The organism is Sinorhizobium sp. NFACC03, from assembly GCF_900103435.1.
Lineage (GTDB): Bacteria > Pseudomonadota > Alphaproteobacteria > Rhizobiales > Rhizobiaceae > Ensifer.
Window position 1 is genome coordinate 108439 of sequence record NZ_FMXF01000014.1, and the last position, 18972, is coordinate 127410.

Here is an 18972-nt window from a genome sequence, read left to right on the forward strand (position 1 = left end):
AGTGCTACGGCGACCTTTGCGCGTCTGATAAGACGCGGCGCTGTAGGCATTGATGGCATGGCAGGAAAGGTTCAAAGACATGAGCGACAAGCCGAGCGTATTGCGCGACACCGATGACGAGGCCCGCACCCTCGCCCGCACGCTTCTGCGCGGCGCGCGCAGCGCTTCGCTCGCGGCGATCGAACCCGAGAGCGGCGGCTTTCCCTTCGTCAGCCGCGTTCTTGTCGGCATGGATGTCGACGGCGTACCCGTCATCCTGATCTCGAAGCTGTCCACCCACACCCAGGCGCTGCTCGCCGATATCAGGGCCTCGTTGCTGACCGGCGAGCCCGGCAAGGGCGATCCGCTCGCCCATCCCCGCCTCACGGTGCAATGCACCGCCGAACAGGTCGCTCGCGACAGTGAAACCCATGTGCGCATCCGCGAGCGATTCGTTCGCCGTCACCCCAAGTCGAAACTCTACGTCGATTTCCCCGATTTCGGCTTCTTCCGGCTGAAGCCCTTGCGCGCCAGCCTCAACGGCGGTTTCGGTCGCGCCTATGTCTTGACCGCGGAAGATCTGCTGATCGACACGCCCGCCATCGCTTCGCTCGCCGCCACGGAAGCCAGCGCAATCGAGCACATGAACGCGGATCATTCGGACGCCGTGCAGCACTATGCGGTCAAGCTTTGCAATGCGCCGGAAGGCAATTGGAAGATCGTCGGGATCGACGCCGCCGGCCTCGATCTTGCAGATGGCGATCGGCTGAAACGCCTTGAATTCCCGGCACCTATCGAAGACAGTTCCAATTTACGGGCAATTTTGCGTGAACTTTACGGTTAATCGCGGGATAGCTACCCCCATTTCTTGCAGTGGGTGGTTGCCCTTTTATGCATCACGACTAATTATCGTGCTTCGTCAACCATAACTACGTGTGATGTACTTTTCGCATGGAGCACGCAATGCAGCCACTTTCGCCTGAAAAACACGATGAAGCCGAGGTAGCAGCCGGTTTCCTCTCGGCCATGGCAAACCCTAAGCGCCTTCTCATCCTCGATTCCCTCGTCAAGGAAGAGATGGCAGTCGGCGCATTGGCCAACAAGGTTGGGCTGAGCCAGTCGGCTCTCTCCCAGCATCTTTCGAAGCTCCGTGCCCAGAATCTCGTCAGCACCCGCCGCGATGCGCAGACGATCTATTATTCGAGCTCATCCGACGCAGTCATGCGGATTCTAGGCACGCTCAACCAAATCTACGGCGACGAACAGATCGTCACCGCAGAAAAGACTCCGGTCCGCAAGTCGGCCTGATATTCGGTTCGCTCTGCGGACCCGTTCGAACAGCCCCACACGAGAAATCGCGCGGGGCTTATTCTTTTCCGGGGCATCGGCAACAAGCAAAGGCGTCAGCCGCGCCTCGGCCGTTTACCGGGCCTTGAGACTTCGGCGGCACCATGCGCCGCAGCAGGGTCGGCCGGAGCAACGGACACAAGGGAATGCGTGACAAGGTCCGTTGGGGTATTGCCGGAACCGGCACAATCGCAAACAGTTTTGCATCGGATTTCCGCTTCGCGGGTAATGCGACGCTTGTCGCGGTCTCATCCCGCAGCGCTTCGAACGCCGCGGCTTTCGCCACACGCTTCGGCGGAATCCGCAGCTCTCACGATATCGGCGCGCTCGCCGCCGCCCCCGACATCGACGCGGTCTACATCGCCTCGCCCAATGCGCTCCATCGCGACCATGCCGCCCTCTTCCTCGCGGCCGGCAAGGCGGTGCTGGTCGAGAAGCCGCTGACGACATCGGTCGCCGACGCGCGCGCCCTTGAAGACGCAGCCGCCATCAGCGGCACCTTCGCGATGGAAGCGCTGTGGACCTGCTTCCTGCCGGCAATCGCCGAGGTTCGCGCACTCCTGCGTGCAGGGAGACTCGGAACCATCCGCCATGTCCGGGCGGAACTTGCCTATGAGAAACCGTTCGACGCGAACAGCCGCTTCTTCGATCCGGCCCTGGGCGGCGGTTCCCTGCTCGATCTCGGCATCTATCCGATCGCACTTTGCCTGAACCTCTTCGGCCAGCCGAAGTCCATTGGCGGCACTTGGAGAAGCGCCCCCACCGGCGTCGATGTCTCGGCAGACGCCAGGCTGGCCTATGACGGCTTTGATGCTGACCTGAGGTGCGGTTTCGATCGAAACGGCCACAATCGCTTCGTCATCGACGGCGATCGCGGTACGCTCGTCATCGACGCGCCGTTCCTGAAGGCAAGCCGCCTGTTCGTCGCCACCAGCGCCCCGGCACGCAACCTGCTGACATCGACGGGGGAAGCGTTCTTCAGGGCTGCGCGGCGGATCCCCCTGCCCGGTCTCAAACGCTTCGACCATGCGTTTCCCGGCAACGGCCTGCAATTCGAGATCGAGGCCGCCAGCGCGGCCATCCTGGACGGCCGGCGCGAGCATGCGCTGATGCCGCTTTCACGCAGTATCGAAGCTCTGGAAATTATCGAGACGATCCGCGCCAAGGCACCCGTGGCCTGAACGCCTGCCCTTACGCGGGCAGCGCCTTCGGAAAACGCCTAGAGATCGAGCGGACGATAGTCCCGCCAGCCGCTGTTGAGCGCGAGCACGACCTCGGTCAGATGCCGCGCCGTCGCACCGGAGAAGAATGGCGTTTCGCCCTGCGCAATCGCATCCGCCTGGACTGCGATCCCCCGCACGAAATCGATCTGCGACGGAAAGGCCGGAAGCGCCGGCGCTGACGATTTCTTGGGGTAGCGCACCCTCATACCGGGGTAGAGCCGGATGGGCAGCTTGCGCCCCATCTTCCATTCCAGCCAGTCGAGACCGCGATGCATCAACGAGCGCTTGGCGCCGACCGCTTCGACATGAACGGGCGAGCGATTGTCCCAGAGATCCCGCACCACGATCGTGCCCTTGTCGCCGATAACAGTCAGCGACCGGTCGCGCGGTGCCGCCAGGCCGCAGGTGACGCGCGCCGTCACGCCCGAGCGGAACTTCAGGCAACCCACCGAGAAATCAGGGCCGAGCGTCAGCGTCTCGGTTCCCGGGCCTTTGTCCGGAAAGGTCAGGGCCGAAATGGCGCTGACCTCGGCGACCGGCCCGAAGAGCGAGACGAGCCAGCTTGCGGCGTAGCCCGCGTGCTCGAGCGTGCAGCCAACCTCGAACTCGTGCACGCCCGGCCAGCGGGCGCCCGAGCGGCTGCGCCAAGCGCGCCAGTTCGCCTTGAAGACCGGCCCATCCTCCATCTCGGCATAGACCAGACGTGGCGTGCCGATGGTCCCAGCCGCAAGCAGGCTCGCACAGAGCGCCTGCGCATCGCTAAGGCCATTGGCCGGCGCGCCGGCAAGCACCAGAGCACGCTCGCGGGCAAGCGCGACCAGTTCGCTCGCCTCCTCCACGGTCATCGCCAGCGGCTTCTCGCAATAGACGTGCTTGCCGGCGGTGAGAGCGGCGCGGTTGACCGCGTAATGGCTTTCCGGCGTCGTCAGATTGACGACGATCGAGACGGTAGGATCGGCGAGCACCGCATCCAGCGAGGCATAGGGCGAAACCTTCCAGTAGCGCGCAAAGGCGTCGAGACGCACCGCGTCGCGATCCCAGACGCCGACAAGCCGGAGCTGCGGATGATTGGCAAGCGTCGTCATGTAATAGTCGGCGACGAAGCCGGTTCCGACAAAGGCTATTCCGGTCACGCTTTCAGTCTCCTAGCGCAATTCCAGGAAAAGTGTGAAACGGTTTTCCGTCCGGAATTGCGTAATTTCAAACAGTTAGAGTATTTCACTGTTTCAATGAAATAGTGAAATACTCTAGCGCGCATCGGCAAGGAACGAGGCAACATAGGCGAGCGGCGCATTCCAGTTGATGGCGATTTCATTGGATCCATAGGCTTCGATGTCGTCGGCATAACACGTCTGCGGCGCACATCCCTTCAGGTGTTGCCGTGCGACGTCATCGACGAAGGTGGAATTCGGACCGCCGGCGAGAGAGCCAACCGGCGGGTTCGGCAGTTGCGGGTCCCGCTGGTGCGCATACCAGCGACTGTGCTGGTTCTTGGGCGCGCGGGTGCCATAGCCTGTGACGTAGGACAGTGCCATGGCATTGCGGCCGAGAATGTAATCCATGCCCTCGCGCGCACCATCGAGAAAGCTCTTCTCGCCGGAGAGATCGAAAGCGGCCGACAACACGATGATGTTCTGCAGCATCAGCTGGTTCGATCCCCAGTCGTAGCGTCTGCCCTCGGGTCGGTAGACGAGCCCGAAGGGCTCTGTTTGCTGCACCGACAGAAAATGCCGCGCTGCCGCAAGCACCGCGTTTCGGATCAGTTCACGCTCGTCGTCCGGCAAGCCCGTACCATAAAGGGCCAGTTGCAGTCGCGCGAAGCCGGCGACGTTGCGCCAATCGAAGGCGCCGCCGGGAGACAGCGTATCCGCCGCCCAAAGCGGCGACGCCCGCAGCACGTCGAGATAGGCCTCGTCACTGGTCGTCAGATAGAGCTCGGTCGCCGCCCAGAAGAGTTCGTCCGAAATGCTGTCGTCGTCGTAGTCGCCACCACCGCCAAGTCCGTCCGACTTCGGCGCAAGGAGTGCGGGATTGGCATTGGCGGCCATCCAGGCCTTGCGCGCAGCCGCGAGCAGACGTGCCGAGAACGTCGGATTCTGATCGGCGAAAAGCCGGGCGCCTTGAGCCGCGACGGCTGCGACATCGAGCGTTGCGGCAGTCGACGGACGGTAAAGCGCCCGCGGCTGCGGATCGTCGCTCGGCAGCATCGGCGGCGCGGTCCAGGTGGTGTCGTGGACCTTGTGGTGCACCATGCCGGCGAGCGGCTCGCCATCCGGAACCATCATGCGCAACAGGAACTCGAGCTCCCACCGCGCCTCGTCGAGAATGTCGGGCATGCCGTTGCCGTTTTCGGGAATGCGAGAGAGACCGTCGCGCGTCACCGGCGAACCCGCGGCGTAGACACGCCCGCGTTCGTAGGCGGCAAGCAGTTGCGCGGCGGACAGGGCGCCGGTCACCGCGTATTTGCCGTGGTCGCCTGCGTCGTACCAGCCGCCGGAAACGTCCAGTCGATAGGAACAGGACCAGCCACCGTAAAGCGCCACGGCCTGCTTGCTGTCGAGGCATGGGACTGCCGTATCGCCCTGGTTCGGCGCCACGCCGACATGGCCTGCGGACCGGGCGTAGGCCTTGCCGGCGATCGCTGCCTCGATCTCGATGCCGCTACGCTGGGGATAGAACCAGGAAAGCGCATCGACGCGCAGACGGTCATAGAGATTGTCGCCGATCGAGAAGCGGTCACTCGCCCAATCGCCGGACACAAGACGATAGCCATCGCCGGCCGTCGCGAAGGGTGAGAAATCCGCGACCTGCGTTTCGACGCCCGCCGTCGGATCGAAACCGCTTGGTTGCGTCTTGCCCTTGCCGACGACCTTGTCCTTGGCGTCGAGCAGCTGGAAATCGATGGGGCGCTTCACATCGGCAATGAAGGTCGCGCGCTTCGGACCGTCGGTGAAGTAGCCGAGCTGGTTTGCTCGAATGACGGGCCCCTCGGTGGCCCGCTTCGCCGCCTGCGACACCGCACCGGTCGCGACCAGCGATACATCGTCAAGACAGATGCGACCGGCCTCCGCACCCCCGAGCAGCAGCACCAGTTGGGCCTCATCCGGTTCGGTTGCTTCGAACTCCACGGAGAACGGGCTGCCGCCCGGCGACCCCACCGTCGTAAACTCGGCAACGACGGTCCAGGGATCTGCGGCCCGCTGCACCCTGACAGCGATCGCCCGCGCCGGCTTGGCGGCAATCCTCAGCGACAGGCGATAGATGCGCCCGGGCACCAGCGTCAATCCATTGACGCCGACGATCTGGCTCCAGACTTCTCCACCGCCCTGGACCTCCACGCAGAGCAGCCCACCCTCCCGCTGGAGGGTCAACCCGTCGCTCGCCCAGAACGTGTCCTGCCCCTTTTCAAAGCGACCGTCGGCGATCAGTCCGGCAGCGACTGCCGGAGCTGGCAGGAAGAGCGCCGCAATTGCCGCGTGTACTATCCCGAACCTCGACACGTCCCAGCTCCCGATTGGTCAGGCCGGGCCGCGGGGGGCGCATCCCCATTCACGGGCGGCCATGGGCCCGGCAAGGCATGGCAACGCAGCGTTGCCGCAAACAAGTTAAGCTAGAGAAAATTTCCAGCCAGAAGACAAAAAATCGCCACCCCACAGGCTCTCTGTGCGGGGCTTCCGAGGCTTGACGCGTCCCGGCGCGCTGATAGTTTGACCAAAGGGTAAAAATTGCGGGCGGCGAGCGCCTGACGAAGAACTGACCGAGGAGAACTGCAATGTCGAACCGTCTCAACACCCCGAATGATCTGCGCGCCTTCTGGATGCCGTTCACCGCCAACCGGCAGTTCAAGAAGGAACCGCGCCTGTTCGTCGGCGCCAAGGACATGCACTACACGACCCATGACGGTCGGACGGTTCTGGACGGAACGGCAGGTCTGTGGTGCGTCAACGCCGGCCATTGTCGCCCGAAGATCACCGAGGCGATCCGCGAGCAGGCGGGCGAGCTCGACTATGCGCCGGCCTTCCAGCTCGGCCACCCCAAGGCCTTCGAGCTCGCAAACCGCCTGGTGGATATCGCGCCCGAAGGCATGAACCATGTTCTCTATACCAACTCCGGTTCGGAATCGGTCGATACGGCGCTGAAGGTCGCGCTCGCCTACCACCGCGCCAAGGGCGACGGCTCGCGCTTCCGCCTGATCGGCCGCGAGCGCGGCTATCACGGCGTCAACTTCGGCGGCATCTCGGTCGGCGGCATCGTCTCCAACCGCAAGATGTTCGGCACGCTTCTGACCGGCGTCGACCACATGCCGCACACGCACCTGCCGGCGCAGAACGCCTTTACCCGCGGCGAACCGGAACATGGCGGCGATCTCGCGACCGAGCTCGAACGCATCGTCACGCTGCACGACGCCTCGACCATCGCCGCCGTCATCGTCGAACCGGTGGCCGGCTCCACCGGCGTGCTGATCCCGCCGAAGGGCTACCTGCAGAAACTCCGCGACATCTGCACCAAACACGGCATCCTGTTGATCTTCGATGAAGTCATCACCGGGTTCGGCCGCCTCGGCACGCCGTTTGCCGCGCAGTATTTCGACGTCAAGCCCGACATCATCACCACGGCGAAGGGCCTGACCAACGGCGTCATCCCGATGGGCGCCGTCTTCGTCACCTCCGAGATCCATGATGCCTTCATGAATGGCCCGGAGCACATGATCGAGTTCTTCCACGGCTACACCTATTCCGGCAACCCGATCGCCTGCGCCGCCGCGCTTGGCACGCTCGACACCTACAAGGAAGAAGGCCTGCTCACCCGCGCCGCCGAACTCGCCCCTTACTGGGAAGAGGGCCTGCACTCGCTGAAGGACTGCCCGAATGTCATCGACATCCGCAATCTCGGCCTGATCGGCGCGATCGAACTGCAGCCGATCGCCGGCGAACCAACCAAGCGCGCCTTCTCGGCTTTCCTCAAGGCCTATGAGAGCGGCCTCTTGATCCGCACCACCGGCGACATCGTCGCCCTGTCGCCGCCGCTGATCATCACCAAGGCGCAGATCGACGAACTCTTCGGCAAGCTGCGCGCCGTTCTCAACAGCAACATCTGAGCAGGCTGACCGCCAACGATCTTGACCCTTTCCCCGGCGACGGGGGAAGGGTTACTGTTATCTGCCACATCGAACCTGGGCGCGATCGCACCGGGCGCCAAAGAAAACTGGAGTTGGCTCATGTCCGAAGCGCTGGAACGTTACATCGATCAGGGCGTCGGGCGCGAACCGGCAGACATCGTGTTGAAGGGTGGGCGCTTCTTCGACCTCGTGACCGGCGAACTCGTCGCCTCCGACATCGCGATATCAGGTGACCGCATCGTCGGCACCTTCGGCAACTACGACGGACGCGAGGAAATCGACATTTCCGGCCGCATCGTCGTGCCCGGCTTCATCGACACGCATTTGCACATCGAATCTTCGCTCGTGACACCGCATGAATTCGACCGCTGCGTCCTGCCGCTCGGCATCACGACCGTCGTCTGCGACCCGCACGAGATCGCAAACGTGCTCGGTACCGAAGGCATCCAGTTCTTCCTCGATTCGGCGCTCGAAACGATCATGGACATCCGCGTCCAGCTCTCGTCCTGCGTGCCGGCGACACATCTGGAGACGTCGGGCGCCGATCTGCCAATCGAAAGGCTTCTGCCTTTCCGCCACCATCCAAAAGTCATCGGCCTCGCCGAGTTCATGAATTTCCCCGGCGTCGTGCACAAGGACCCGGTCTGCCTCGCCAAGCTCGACGCCTTTCAGGGCGCGCATATCGACGGCCACGCGCCGCTGCTGTCAGGCAAGGACCTGAACGGCTACCTCGCCGCCGGCATCCGCACCGACCATGAATGCACCTCGGCTGAGGAGGCGATGGAGAAGATCCGCAAGGGCATGCATATTCTGGTGCGCGAAGGCTCGGTCTCGAAGGACCTGCATGCGCTCATGCCCATCATCACCGAGCGCCTGTCGCCCTATCTGGCGCTCTGCACCGACGACCGCAATCCCCTTGATATCGCCGAACAGGGCCATCTCGACCACATGATCCGCACGGCGATCGCCGCCGGCGTCGAGCCGTTGGCGATCTACCGCGCCGCCTCGATCTCGGCCGCCCGCGCTTTCGGGCTGCGCGACCGCGGGCTGGTCGCGCCCGGTTGGCGCGCCGACCTCGTGGTGATCGACACATTGAAGAACTGCAAGGCCGAGACGGTGTTTTCCGGCGGCCGCCGGGTGACCGATGCGCTGTTTGCGACCCGAAACCCGGTTGACCCCGTCGGCCTCGACAGCGTCAAAGCCGGCCATGTCCATGCCAGTGCCTTCGGCATCCCCGTCTCGGATGGCGATACGTCGGTCATCGGCGTGCTCCCCGGTAAGATCATCACCGAACACCGCCGCTACCGCCTGCCGGCCGTCGGCAACCAGACCGGCCTCGACCTCGGCCGCGATATCATCAAGGTCGCGGTGATCGAGCGCCACGGCGTCAACGGCAACCACGCCAACGGTTTCGTCCAGGGTTTTGGGCTGAAGAAGGGCGCGATCGCCTCGACCGTCGGTCATGACAGCCACAACATCTGCGTCGTCGGCGTCAATGACGAGGACATGGCGATCGCCGCCAACCGGCTCGGCGAGATCAAGGGCGGCTTCGTGGTGGTCGAGGACGGCAAGGTGACCGGAGAGATCGCGCTTCCGGTCGCGGGTCTGATGAGCCTCGAACCTTACGAGTCCGTCCGCGATACGCTGCATCACCTGCGCCACGCCGCTTTCGCCCTTGGCGCGACGCTGGAGGAACCCTTCCTGCAACTCGCCTTCCTGCCGCTGCCGGTCATCCCGCACCTGAAAATCTCCGACCGCGGACTGGTCGATGTCGACAAGTTCATGCTGATCGGGTGAGTTCCATCCCTGCCCGCGGGATCCTCAGTTGTCTGCCACGGCCGGCGACAGTTCCTTGCGGAAATAGACGACCCGCTCCGTCTCCTCGAAGCCAAGCGCCATGTGCAGGCTCTGGCTCCTGAGATTGTCGGTCGCCGTGTCGGAAGCGAGTTCCTGGCATCCTTGCGATGTTGCCCAGCGTTCCACCGCCGTGATCAGCGCACGCGCGACGCCGCGACGACGATATCCGGGCAACACATAAATCCCTTCGAGAAAGGCCACGGGCGAGGTTTCGCAGCCGTTGACATAGTCTCGGCGGATCGACGCCTCGGCAAAACCGGCGGCAACACCAGCCTCGTCCTCGCAGAGGAACGACGCATAGCGATCGGTCTCGGCAAGAGAGGACTCGACTTCCGCGCGGTGCTCCGCTTCCGGCGTATCCGGCCAGAGCGCCAGACGCATCTCGACCCAGCGGCCGATGGTTTCGCCATCCATCAACAATACGCGCATCAGAGCTTCCCGCAGAAGGCCGATAATCCGTCAATCTGGATGCTACCCGCTCCGAGGCGCGCCGGATATCCGGGCAAATCCAGGGGCTCGACGACAGCGGGGACCAGAAACGCCTGCGGTTCGCGGGTGAGATTGAAGACGAAGAGCAAGCGCTCGCCATCTTTTTCGCGAACGAAGGCCAAGAGATCGCTGTTGCTATCGAGGAAATGCATCGCGCCATCGTAAAGAACCGGTCGCGATTTGCGGAAGGCGAGCGTCGCGCGGTAGTGGCCAAGCACCGTATCCGCGCCTTCGGCCATGGCATCCACGGCCAGGCGGCGGTGTTCAGCCGGAACCGGCAGCCAGGGCTTGCCGCCGGTAAAGCCGGCATTGGCCGCCGCCTCTTCCCAGACCATCGGCGTCCGGCAGCCATCGCGACCCTTGTAGGAGGGCCAGAAGCGGATGCCATAGGGGTCGCGCAGGTCCTCGAAAGCGAGTTCCGCCTCCGGAAGTCCCAGCTCCTCGCCCTGATAGAGACAGATCGACCCGCGTAGGCTCGAAAGCAGCGTGATGGCGAGCCGCGCCACCCTCTCCCGCTCTGCTTCGTTCCGAGCGAAGCGGCTGACGTGGCGCGTCACGTCGTGGTTGGAGAAAGCCCAGCAGACCCAGCCGTCGGTGACGGCCTTCTGGAAATTCTCGACGCAGCGGCGGATATGGGCCGCGGTGAAGTCCGGACCGAGCAGGTCGAAGGTGTAGCACATGTTGAGCTTGTCGCCGCCGCCGGTATAGGCAGCCACGGTCTTCAACGAGCGGGCGCCGTCGCCCACCTCGCCGACCGTCATGCGGCCCTCGTAGCGGTCGAGCAGCGCCCGGAACCGCCTCAGGAAAGCGATGTTTTCCGGCTGGCTCTTGTCGTAGAGATGGTCCTGCATGCCATAGGGGTTGACGTCGGGAGCGTCGTTGCTGGTGGCGTCCGGATCGGGAACGAGCGGCGGGTTGTCGCGCAGATACCGGTCGTGAAAATAGAAGTTCACCGTGTCGAGGCGGAACCCGTCGACGCCGCGATCGAGCCAGAAGCGGGCGGCATCGAGCACCGCGTCCTGTACCGCCGGATTGTGGAAGTTGAGGTCCGGCTGCGAGCCGAGGAAATTGTGCATGTAGTACTGCTTGCGCACCCCGTCCCACTCCCAGGCGAGGCCGCCGAAGATCGACAGCCAGTTGTTGGGCGCAGTGCCATCCGGCTTCGGATCGGCCCAGACATACCAGTCGGCTTTCCCGTTCGTCCGGCTCGAGCGGCTCTCAGCGAACCAGGGGTGGCGATCGGAGGTGTGGGAAATCACCTGGTCGATGATCACCTTGAGGCCGAGACGGTGGGCCTCACCAAGCATCTCGTCGAAATCCGAGAGCGTGCCGAACATCGGATCAACGTCGCAGTAGTCCGATACGTCATAGCCCATGTCGGCCTGTGGCGAAGTGAAGAACGGCGACAGCCAGATCGCGTCGACGCCAAGCGAGGCGATATGCGGCAGCCGCCGGGTAACGCCCTTGAGATCGCCGATGCCGTCGCCGTCGGTGTCCTGAAAGGAGCGCGGATAGACCTGGTAGATCACCGCGCCGCGCCACCAATCGTCATTCGATGCCTGCCGAGACGTCATGAAATGCCCCTTGAAGACCGATGCTCCACGCCAGAGCGGGATGATGAGGAACCAAGGTGTATCGCCGCCCGGCGCGGGAGTAAACGCCGTTCCTTCCTCTCGGTCCGCCGCGAGCCCTTCACCAGAAACAATCTCTTGCCGAGATCGGCTGAGCCCCTTATCCCGTCTCAGGCGAAATCTTGTGAGGAGGAAAGTCGTTGGCCGGGAAGATGCTTGCGATCGGGGAGTGCATGGTCGAGCTCATGCAGGCGGAAGGCGGGCTGCTGCGTAAAGGTTATGCCGGCGACACCTTCAACGCCGCCTATTATGCGCGGCTGTTCATGCCTGATGACTGGACCGTCGGCTATTGCTCCGCGGTCGGCACCGACACGGTTTCCGACGAGATGCTGGCCTTCATGGCGGAAAAGGCGATCGACACGTCAGCCGTGCGCCGGATCGAGAGCCGCTCGGCCGGGCTCTACATGATCCATCTGAAGGACGGCGAGCGCAGCTTCTCCTACTGGCGTTCGCACTCGGCAGCCAAGCTGCTCGCCGACGATGCCGATCATCTGAGAAGCGCGATCGAGGGCTCCGACCTGATCCTCTATTCCGGCATCACGCTGGCGATCCTTGCACCCGACGCGGTCGAAACGCTGCTGTCGGAACTGCGCCGTGCGAAAGCGGCCGGCAGCCAAGTGGTCTTCGACCCGAACATCCGCCCGCGCCTCTGGGACGACGCCGAGCGCATGCGCCGGACGCTGACCGATGGCGCCCGCGCCGCAACCCTCGTCATGCCGAGCTTCGACGACGAGGTCACGCATTTCGGCGACGCCTCCATCGAGGCGACGATCGCGCGTTACAGGGGCCTTGGCGCCACCAATGTCGTCGTCAAAGATGGCGAGAAGGGCGTGACGCTCGCCTTCGGCGATGCGCCGATTGAGCACGTACCGGCAACACCGGTCGAACGCGTCGTCGACACCACCAGCGCCGGCGACAGCTTCAATGGCGCCTTCGTCGCCCGCCTTGTTGCAGGCGACACGCCGGCTGAAGCCGCCGCCTTTGCGGCAAGCGTCGCCGCCGGCGTCATCGGTCATCATGGGGCACTCGTCGCCCGGGAGAAGCTGCCCGTGGCGTAGGTGGCAGAAGGAAGGGCCTAACGGCGCTTCTCAGGCTGCTGATTAAGATATTTCTGATTGTTGTAAGCTTGCCGGAAAAACCTTTGCGCCAGCCAGAATCTCCGTCATTCCTGTGCTTGTCACAGGTATCTAGCCGGCCCAAGTCCTTACGCTCAAGTCCTTGGGCTGAAGGGTCTCTGACCCGACGGACGTCGGGTCGCTGGATCCCCGCCACGGGGGCGAGGATGAGGGGAGATTGGGGTCGCGCTATCGCCAGAAAACCATCTTCAAGGTTTGTAGCAGTCTGGGAAGCGCCTATCGGCGCTTCTTCGCCTTGGATTCGTAAGGGTTGTCGCCCGCGCGGAAATGCATGCGGATCGGCACGCCCGGCAGGTCGAAATCGTTGCGCAGGCCGTTGATCAGGTAGCGCACGTAGGATTCCGGCAGCGCGTCGGGACGCGTGCAGGAGATCATGAAGCCCGGCGGGCGGGCCTTCACCTGGGTCATGTATTTGAGCTTCAGGCGGCGACCGGACACGGCCGGTGGCGGATGCTGAACCGTCTGCGATTCCAGCCAGCGGTTGAGCCGCGCGGTGGAGATGCGGCGGTTCCAGGTCTTGTCCGTTTCGATGATGGCCTGCATCAGTCGGTCGAGACCGTAACCGGTGTGGCCGGAAATCGGCACGGCACGGATGCCGCGGGCCTGCGGCAGGAGCCGCTCGGTCTTTTCGCGGAGGTCGGCGAGCACCGCCTGCCAGTCCTCGACCAGATCCCACTTGTTGAAGGCGAGCACCGCCGCGCGCCCCTCGCGCAGCACGAGATCGACGATCTGCAGGTCCTGCTTCTCGAAGGGAATGGTCGCGTCAAAGACGATGACAACCGTTTCGGCAAAGCGAATGGCGCGCAGCGCGTCGGCGACCGAGAGCTTCTCCAGCTTCTCCTGCACCTTCGCCTTGCGGCGCATGCCGGCGGTGTCGAACATCTTGATGGTACGGCCGCGCCAGTCCCATTCGACCGAGATGGAATCGCGGGTGATGCCGGCTTCCGGCCCGGTCAAAAGTCGGTCTTCGCCGAGGAAGCGGTTGATCAGCGTCGACTTGCCGGCGTTCGGACGACCGACGATCGCCACGCGCAATGGCTTGGTCTCGTCATAGGCTGTCTCCGCCTCTTCCTCTTCGCCCTCTTCGTCTTTGAACGTCGGGCGCAGATCGATATCGGTTTCGGCCACGTCGTCTTCCGGCGGATAGGCACGCTCTTCGCCGATCGCAGCGACGATCGCGTCACGTAGGTCGAGCATGCCCTGGCCGTGTTCTGCCGAGATCGGGCAGGGTTCGCCAAGGCCGAGCGTAAACGCATCGTAGAAGCCGCCATCGGAGCCGCGCGCCTCGGACTTATTGGCCACCAGCACCACCGGCTTGCCGCGTCGGCGCAGCATTTCGGCCAAGGTTTCGTCGGCCGGCGTCAGGCCGCCCTTGGCGTCGACCAGGAACAGCGAAAGATCCGCCTCGTCGATCGCGGCCTCCGTCTGCGCCCACATGCGGCCTTGCAGTGTGTCCGGACCCGATTGCTCGAGACCGGCCGTGTCGATGATGCGGAAGCGCAGGTCGATCAGCTTTGCCTCGCCCGGCCGCCGGTCACGGGTCACGCCCGGCGTATCGTCGACGAGCGCCAGCTTCTTGCCGACCAGGCGATTGAACAAGGTGGACTTGCCGACATTGGGACGCCCGACGATGGCGACGGTGAAGCTCATGGATCTATCCGTTTCCGCTTGGAGCGCCGCAGCCGATGGGCGGGCCGCGCTCGTAATTTCGTTCTGTGCCGCATTCAGGCGGCTCGCGAGCGTTTCCGTAGAGGAACTGCCCCATCTGATTGTTTGCCTGCAATTCGCAACGCAAAACCGCTGCGCACTTTTGCTGGAACTGCTTGTCTGCCTTCCGCAGTTCCGGACGCAAAACCGCTACGCACTTTTGCTGGAACTGCTTTAAATGCTTTAGCGCACAACCCCAAGATCGAGATCGATTTTGGGATCATGCGCTGATTCGAAAGGGTCGTGCACCCTGTGCCCATCCACGTGGAATGGGCGGAAACCTTAGGCCTTGCCGCTGGCCGTGATCACGTCGAGCAGCATCTGGGCGCGACCGGTGATGTTGCGCGGGCTCTGCGTGTCGTCGACGATCTGCTGGAACCAGGTCTTCGCCTTGGCGTAGTCGCCGGCCTTGTAGGCCGAGAGACCAAGCGCTTCGCGCGCCGAGTGGCGCATATTGTTCTGCGGCGTCGCAAGCTGCTCGACTTCAGCCGAAACCTGATCGTAGCTGCCGGTATCGACGAGCAGATAGGCCGCACGCAGTCGCGCCGCTTCCTGAATGGCAGCCGGAACGCTGCCGTCCTTGCCGATGGCGGAGAATGCCTTCACCGCCGCATCGGTGTCGCCCTTCTGGGCCTGAAGCGTTGCAGCGCGCAGACGAGCCAGCACCGGATAGGCGCCGTAGCCGTCCTTCTCAAGCGCGTTCAAGGCAGCGAGCGCCTCGTCCGTCTTGTTTTCCTTCGCCAGATTGAGCGCCTGCAGGAAGGCGTCGCCCGACTTCGAGGAAGCTCCCTCCTGCCAATACTCGAACCCGACCTTGCCGATGGTGCCGAGAACGATAAGCACGGCGATCGCCGCGATGAGACCGCCGAAACGAGCCCAGATGCTCTTCATCTGGTCGGAACGCAGTTCCTCATTGACCTCGCGGATAAAGCTGTCGTCTTGGTTCGCCATCTACTGCCCCGGCCTTGCCTGCCCACTGGTACGCCATTCCAACCGTCATCGACGGGAACAGCACAATCTCAAACTGTTCGAGCATGCGCGACGCGTTCTAGCGCACGCATCGCGCTCTCATGGATTTTGCGCCTTCTACCCGATTTTGCGGCGCTTGTAAGGGGGCCGACGTTATTTAGAGCGCCCAGGGTCGACACGAAGTCACCTCCGTCGCTCTAAATTTTTTGTTACGCGCAAGTCGGGACGCAAGACCGCTGCGCACTTTTGCTGGAATTGCCTAGCCCATCACTACGGGGGCAACCCCGATCAGCCACTCGTGAAGCTTCCAGACGAAGAGCCCGTAGGCGACGAGACTGATGACGATGGCCAGCACGTCGTTCGTCGATGACTTGAACACCGGCAGCACGCGCTCCCCTGCCCGCTCGCGGCGCTTCAATGAGATGCGCAGGATCACCGCCCAGGCGAGAAACGAGCCGAAAAGCAGGACCGAGGACGTCTCACCATTCGCCAGTAGGTGCGCCAAAGCCCAGGTCTTGATCGACAGGATCTGCGGATGCTTGACCGCCACCGCAATTCGGCCCGCCGGCAGGAAGCCTGCAGCGAGGAAGACGAAGGCGAAGAGCATCAGGAGCAGCGCTATGTGGCGCAGGAACACCGGCGGATTGTAGAGCATGCCCGTTTCGCCGCGCGCCTGGCCGAAACCATAGATGATCAGACAGAGGCCGATGAGGCTGAGGATCGCATAGATCCCCATCCAGGTGCCCTTGCCGCGACTCTCGATGATGCCGGCGCGAAAGCCGGGCGCAACCACGCGGATGAGATGCACGCCGAGAAAGATGATGATGCCGAGAACGAGTATCGCCATGGGGCCACCGCTTTGTTCGAGATATATCGGAGATAGCGTCGCGTGCCGGATCTGGCGCGCTTGAGTCGCTGTAGCTCTTTGATTTTCTATGCCATTCGCCCTTGGACTGATTCCAGTCCAGGTTGCTATGGAGTAGCCTTGATGGCGTCTTTTTTCCAGCCCGATCAAAGGATTGCCGCAATTTCGAACCATCTGCGACAAAAATTCATCGCTGCAGTTGATCATGATCCGAACATTTCTCGCCTTTTCCCTTGTCCTGGTTCCGGCGCTTGCGCGGGCCGAACCGGCGACGCCGGCCACCGTCCCCGCCGCTGACCGGCAGCTGGTCATCGTCTCCTTCGACGGTGCCCATGACAACTCGCTTTGGGAAAAGAGCTTGGCGATGGCCAAGCGCACCGGCGCGCATTTCACCTATTTCCTGTCCTGCACCTTCCTGATGACCCGGGCCGACGGCAAGGAGATCTACAGGCCGCCGGGCCAGAAGCCCGGCCGCTCCAATGTCGGCTTCGCCCAGAGCCGCGAGGAGATTGCAGCACGTGCCGGCCATATCTGGCAGGCCCATCTTGATGGTCACGACATCGCCAGCCACGCCTGCGGTCATTTCGACGGCAAGGGCTGGAGCAAGGCCGACTGGCAGAGCGAATTCTCGACCTTCAATACCGCGCTCGCCGACGCCTGGAAGAAGGCCGGCAAGCCAGAAGCGGAGCCCCAGGGTTGGGCTGAGTTCGCCAAGACCGGCGTCAAAGGCTTCCGTGCCCCCTATCTATCGCTGAGCGACGGCCTGCTGCCGGCGCTGAAGGCGGACAACTTCACCTATGACGCAAGCCTGGTCACCAAAGGACCGGGCTGGCCGACGACGAAGGACGGTCTGCCGCGCTTCGGCTTGCCGTTGATCCCCGAGGGACCGTCGCAGCGCCCTGTCATCGGCATGGACTACAATCTCTTCGTCCGCCACTCGATGGGTGTCGAGAACAAGAAGGACAGCGCCCGCTTCGAGGAGCGCACCTACGAGGCCTACCGGAAAGCCTTCGACCGCGAATATGGCGGCGACCGCATTCCCCTGCAGCTCGGCTTCCACTTCGTCGAAATGAACGGCGGCGCCTACTGGCGTGCGCTCGATCGACTGCTCTCGGAAGTCTGCGGAAAACCCGACGTTGCCTGTGTCAGCTATGCCCAGGCCTTGCCTGTCATCGAGCAGGCAAAAAAGAAGGCGGGTCGCTCCGCCTTCTGATTGCCGTAGAGAGCGCCGGCCTTAGGCCGGCTGCGCGTCTTCTGCAGCGCCGCGCTCCAGATAGCGCTGGTCAATTTCCGGCAGCGGTTCGTCGGAGATTGCCGCCTCAAAGGCTCTCAGGCGCTTGTGGATCGACAGCAGCTCGATGATCGTCGACCAGTAATTCACCAGATATTGGAACGAGTTGCTGACTTCGCCGAAGGCCGTGGCGATCTGCTGCCAGATACCCATCGTGATCTTCCCGGCGACGAATGTCGGGATCAGGATGAAGTTCAGGAAAATCGCATCGAGCTGGCCATAGGAATAGCGCGCGATGTTGAAATATAGATAGTGCCAATACATGCGGAAGTAGTTTCGGCGAACGTTGCCGAAAAGCTCCCTCACCGTGACCGGTTGCGCGCGATCCTCATTGTCCTCGCCGTAGACCAGTTCCTTGCGGTAAGCTGCCTCAACGCGCTGGTTCTTGAAGTTCAGCCCCGGCAGCTTGATACCGGCGAGCGCCAGCAGCGCCGTGCCGAACACCGACCACACGATCGCCAGCCAGAAGAGCGCGTGCGGGACTGCGCCGATGATCGGAAGGTCGGAGACGTGCTGCGACATGTTGAACAGCAAAGGCAGGAACACCACCAGCGTCATCACCGAATTGATCAAGGTAACGCCGAGCCCTTCGAGAATATTGGCGAAGCGCATCGTGTCTTCCTGCACACGCTGCGACGCCCCCTCGATGTGGCGCAGCTTGTCCCACTTCGACATGTAGAAATCGTTCATGGCGGTGCGCCAACGGAACACATAGTGGTTGGTGAAGAACGCGGTGACGACGTTCAACGTGACGCCGACGAAACCGATTTCAAGGAAGCGCAGTTGCAGCGTGTAGAACTGAGTGGTGGTAATGCCGGGCTTTCCGGCAAGCGCATCCTGCAAGAGATCGAAGAACGGACCACGCCAATTGTTGAGCGCCACTGACGCCTGCACAGCGAAGTAAGCGATGAAGATGATAAAGGCCGAGCCCCAGATCGACCAGTTCGCCCAAGGGTGATCCTTGGCGATGATCTTCCAGGCACCGCCGAATATCGCCACGAAGATGGTGAAGTAGAGATAGAACCAGAGATTGTCCGGGGTGAAGAAGTACGCAAGGCCGATCGGTGGCTTTTCGCCCGGGGCCAATGGCGGCAGGCCAACCGCGGCGCCGATTTGCGGGCCGACCGTGTACCAGACGAGAATGCAGATAATCGACCAGAGGGCACCGGAGGTGAAGAACAGCTTCGGCTTCGGAAAGAAGGAATGGAACAAAGGGTCTACTCACGTTTCGGTAAGGCGATGTGTCACCGCTCTAAGCGCCGAAACTAGGGCAAAGCGCCGTCGTCAACAATCGGATAATATAAACGTTACTGTTATTTCATCCGGGCAAACCACGGCGAACAAGACCTTTTTCCGCCG

Annotated in this window: 16 protein-coding genes; 8 read left to right on the forward strand and 8 right to left on the reverse strand. The window is 62.9% G+C overall.

Annotation, left to right across the window (positions count from 1 at the left end; genetic code table 11):
• The first annotated feature begins 79 nt into the window (after positions 1–79).
• The 3 genes from BLU35_RS18615 (at position 80) to BLU35_RS18625 (ending at position 2507) form a co-directional block, all read left to right on the forward strand.
• On the forward strand, positions 80–823 hold the full coding sequence (locus BLU35_RS18615; protein ID WP_058321164.1) for a HugZ family pyridoxamine 5'-phosphate oxidase: 744 nt from the start codon (positions 80–82) through the stop codon (positions 821–823).
• 119 nt (positions 824–942) lie between these two features.
• A complete protein-coding gene (locus BLU35_RS18620; protein ID WP_058321165.1) occupies positions 943–1287 on the forward strand; it encodes an ArsR/SmtB family transcription factor in 345 nt (114 codons plus the stop codon).
• A 185-nt stretch (positions 1288–1472) separates the two neighbouring features.
• Positions 1473–2507: a Gfo/Idh/MocA family protein gene (locus tag BLU35_RS18625; protein ID WP_058326523.1), complete on the forward strand. Its 1035-nt coding sequence runs from the start codon at positions 1473–1475 to the stop codon at positions 2505–2507.
• A gap of 38 nt (positions 2508–2545) precedes the next feature.
• Here BLU35_RS18625 and BLU35_RS18630 read toward each other — a convergent pair whose 3' ends face one another.
• Both BLU35_RS18630 and BLU35_RS18635 read right to left on the reverse strand, forming a co-directional pair.
• Positions 2546–3634, reverse strand: coding sequence for a Gfo/Idh/MocA family protein (locus BLU35_RS18630; protein WP_286161556.1), 1089 nt, complete (start codon positions 3632–3634; stop codon positions 2546–2548).
• A 162-nt stretch (positions 3635–3796) separates the two neighbouring features.
• Positions 3797–6049, reverse strand: a complete 2253-nt coding sequence (locus BLU35_RS18635; protein WP_093234008.1) for a glycoside hydrolase family 9 protein — start codon at positions 6047–6049, stop codon at positions 3797–3799.
• Positions 6050–6321: 272 nt separating this feature from the next.
• Here BLU35_RS18635 and aptA point away from each other — a divergent pair, with 272 nt between their 5' ends.
• Both aptA and ade read left to right on the forward strand, forming a co-directional pair.
• Complete coding sequence (gene aptA, locus BLU35_RS18640; RefSeq protein WP_093234009.1) at positions 6322–7647, forward strand: omega-aminotransferase AptA; 1326 nt, start codon at positions 6322–6324, stop codon at positions 7645–7647.
• A gap of 120 nt (positions 7648–7767) precedes the next feature.
• Entirely contained in the window at positions 7768–9465 is a 1698-nt protein-coding gene (gene ade / locus BLU35_RS18645) for an adenine deaminase (RefSeq protein ID WP_093234010.1), read from the forward strand.
• Positions 9466–9489: 24 nt separating this feature from the next.
• On the opposite strand, the gene aac(6') is transcribed toward ade, so the two are convergent.
• Together aac(6') and bglA are read right to left on the reverse strand one after the other, a co-directional pair.
• Positions 9490–9954: an aminoglycoside 6'-N-acetyltransferase gene (gene aac(6') / locus BLU35_RS18650; RefSeq protein ID WP_057253013.1), complete on the reverse strand. Its 465-nt coding sequence runs from the start codon at positions 9952–9954 to the stop codon at positions 9490–9492.
• A complete protein-coding gene (gene bglA, locus BLU35_RS18655) occupies positions 9954–11588 on the reverse strand; it encodes a beta-galactosidase BglA (RefSeq protein WP_093234011.1) in 1635 nt (544 codons plus the stop codon). Before bglA ends, aac(6') begins: the two co-directional genes overlap by 1 nt.
• Before the next feature lie 197 nt (positions 11589–11785).
• Between bglA and BLU35_RS18660 the strand changes: the two genes are divergently transcribed.
• Entirely contained in the window at positions 11786–12703 is a 918-nt protein-coding gene (locus tag BLU35_RS18660) for a sugar kinase (protein WP_057253009.1), read from the forward strand.
• 294 nt (positions 12704–12997) lie between these two features.
• Here BLU35_RS18660 and der read toward each other — a convergent pair whose 3' ends face one another.
• Positions 12998–14431: a ribosome biogenesis GTPase Der gene (der, locus tag BLU35_RS18665; protein ID WP_057253007.1), complete on the reverse strand. Its 1434-nt coding sequence runs from the start codon at positions 14429–14431 to the stop codon at positions 12998–13000.
• On the opposite strand from der, the gene BLU35_RS35035 reads away from it, so the two are divergent.
• A complete protein-coding gene (locus BLU35_RS35035) occupies positions 14412–14666 on the forward strand; it encodes a hypothetical protein (protein ID WP_143032950.1) in 255 nt (84 codons plus the stop codon). The genes der and BLU35_RS35035 overlap by 20 nt on opposite strands.
• 104 nt (positions 14667–14770) lie before the next feature.
• Here the strand turns inward: BLU35_RS35035 and BLU35_RS18675 are convergent, their stop codons facing one another.
• On the reverse strand, positions 14771–15439 hold the full coding sequence (locus BLU35_RS18675; protein WP_057253003.1) for a tetratricopeptide repeat protein: 669 nt from the start codon (positions 15437–15439) through the stop codon (positions 14771–14773).
• Between the two features lie 277 nt (positions 15440–15716).
• The gene (locus tag BLU35_RS18680) at positions 15717–16304 is read right to left on the reverse strand and encodes an NnrU family protein (protein WP_093234012.1); all 588 of its coding nucleotides are present in this window, start codon (positions 16302–16304) and stop codon (positions 15717–15719) included.
• A 223-nt stretch (positions 16305–16527) separates the two neighbouring features.
• Here BLU35_RS18680 and BLU35_RS18685 point away from each other — a divergent pair, with 223 nt between their 5' ends.
• On the forward strand, positions 16528–17535 hold the full coding sequence (locus tag BLU35_RS18685; protein ID WP_082616096.1) for a polysaccharide deacetylase family protein: 1008 nt from the start codon (positions 16528–16530) through the stop codon (positions 17533–17535).
• Positions 17536–17556: 21 nt separating this feature from the next.
• Here the strand turns inward: BLU35_RS18685 and sbmA are convergent, their stop codons facing one another.
• Positions 17557–18825, reverse strand: coding sequence for a peptide antibiotic transporter SbmA (sbmA, locus tag BLU35_RS18690; RefSeq protein WP_058321173.1), 1269 nt, complete (start codon positions 18823–18825; stop codon positions 17557–17559).
• Positions 18826–18972: the final 147 nt, after the last annotated feature.

What these genes read in the sequence shown, in the direction of transcription:
- BLU35_RS18615 (WP_058321164.1), top strand. Translation starts at nt 80, where the DNA reads ATGAGCGACAAGCCGAGCGTATTGCGCGACACCGATGACGAGGCCCGC.
- BLU35_RS18620 (WP_058321165.1), top strand. Translation starts at nt 943, where the DNA reads ATGCAGCCACTTTCGCCTGAAAAACACGATGAAGCCGAGGTAGCAGCC.
- BLU35_RS18625 (WP_058326523.1), top strand. Translation starts at nt 1,473, where the DNA reads ATGCGTGACAAGGTCCGTTGGGGTATTGCCGGAACCGGCACAATCGCA.
- BLU35_RS18630 (WP_286161556.1), bottom strand. Translation starts at nt 3,634, where the DNA reads ATGACGACGCTTGCCAATCATCCGCAGCTCCGGCTTGTCGGCGTCTGG.
- aptA (WP_093234009.1), top strand. Translation starts at nt 6,322, where the DNA reads ATGTCGAACCGTCTCAACACCCCGAATGATCTGCGCGCCTTCTGGATG.
- ade (WP_093234010.1), top strand. Translation starts at nt 7,768, where the DNA reads ATGTCCGAAGCGCTGGAACGTTACATCGATCAGGGCGTCGGGCGCGAA.
- bglA (WP_093234011.1), bottom strand. Translation starts at nt 11,588, where the DNA reads ATGACGTCTCGGCAGGCATCGAATGACGATTGGTGGCGCGGCGCGGTG.
- BLU35_RS35035 (WP_143032950.1), top strand. Translation starts at nt 14,412, where the DNA reads ATGGCGACGGTGAAGCTCATGGATCTATCCGTTTCCGCTTGGAGCGCC.
- der (WP_057253007.1), bottom strand. Translation starts at nt 14,431, where the DNA reads ATGAGCTTCACCGTCGCCATCGTCGGGCGTCCCAATGTCGGCAAGTCC.
- BLU35_RS18675 (WP_057253003.1), bottom strand. Translation starts at nt 15,439, where the DNA reads ATGGCGAACCAAGACGACAGCTTTATCCGCGAGGTCAATGAGGAACTG.
- BLU35_RS18680 (WP_093234012.1), bottom strand. Translation starts at nt 16,304, where the DNA reads ATGGCGATACTCGTTCTCGGCATCATCATCTTTCTCGGCGTGCATCTC.
- BLU35_RS18685 (WP_082616096.1), top strand. Translation starts at nt 16,528, where the DNA reads ATGATCCGAACATTTCTCGCCTTTTCCCTTGTCCTGGTTCCGGCGCTT.